Consider the following 810-nt stretch of genomic DNA (forward strand, 5'->3'; position numbering starts at 1 on the left):
GTATAAGGGCTAGGGCAAAGGTGACGCCGACGAGCGGGACGTGTCTTTCGGTGCCGAACGAGTGTGGACGATCGGGGGAGACATCGACGGCACGGTGAGGGTGACACTCACGCTGGGCGCCGCCGGCACCTGCGCGAATGACGACCTGTACGCCTCATTCATCAGCGACGCGGCAAGGATCCTCGACGAGCAGTCCATCGAGCACTCCATCGACATGCTCGGTTGTCCGTAAGCACCTCAGATCCAGCGACTCACGGGGCCGCGCAGCAGGCCTCTACGGCAGTCCGGCCATCCCCTGACCGGTGAAACGGCACGCGTCCGATGACCGGTCAGGGGATGGCCGGACTGCCGTAGAGGCCTGCTGCGCGGCCCCGTGAGTCGCTGGATCTGAGGTGCTTACGGACAACCGAGCATGTCGATGGAGTGCTCGATGGACTGCTCGTCGAGGATCCTTGCCGCGTCGCTGATGAATGAGGCGTACAGGTCGTCATTCGCGCAGGTGCCGGCGGCGCCCAGCGTGAGTGTCACCCTCACCGTGCCGTCGATGTCTCCCCCGATCGTCCACACTCGTTCGGCACCGAAAGACACGTCCAGCTCGACGACATCACCGAGCCCACCACACGCCGCGACATGTCGCAATGCCTCATTGAGTCTCGACCGTTCGGTGGCCGTCAGCACGGCGGTGTCGTTCGAGCCCTTCACGTACAACGCTGTCTCTTACACACACCTGACGCTGCCGACGATCAACTCTACGTAGATCGCCGCCGGCGTCCGTCTCTTCAGAGTCACCAGCGATAACCGTAGATCGGA

At 63.5% G+C, this 810-nt stretch carries 2 protein-coding genes; one reads left to right on the forward strand and one right to left on the reverse strand.

Annotated features, from left to right (window positions below; all coding sequences use genetic code 11):
- Positions 1–40: 40 nt before the first annotated feature.
- Positions 41–232, forward strand: coding sequence for a hypothetical protein (locus tag BHE97_RS19940; protein ID WP_140400280.1), 192 nt, complete (start codon positions 41–43; stop codon positions 230–232).
- A 164-nt stretch (positions 233–396) separates the two neighbouring features.
- On the opposite strand, the gene BHE97_RS19440 is transcribed toward BHE97_RS19940, so the two are convergent.
- A complete protein-coding gene (locus BHE97_RS19440; RefSeq protein ID WP_087625662.1) occupies positions 397–702 on the reverse strand; it encodes a hypothetical protein in 306 nt (101 codons plus the stop codon).
- Between the last annotated feature and the right edge of the window lie 108 nt (positions 703–810).

Source organism: Aeromicrobium sp. PE09-221 (assembly GCF_002174305.1).
In the GTDB taxonomy this organism is placed as follows: Bacteria; Actinomycetota; Actinomycetes; order Propionibacteriales; family Nocardioidaceae; genus Aeromicrobium.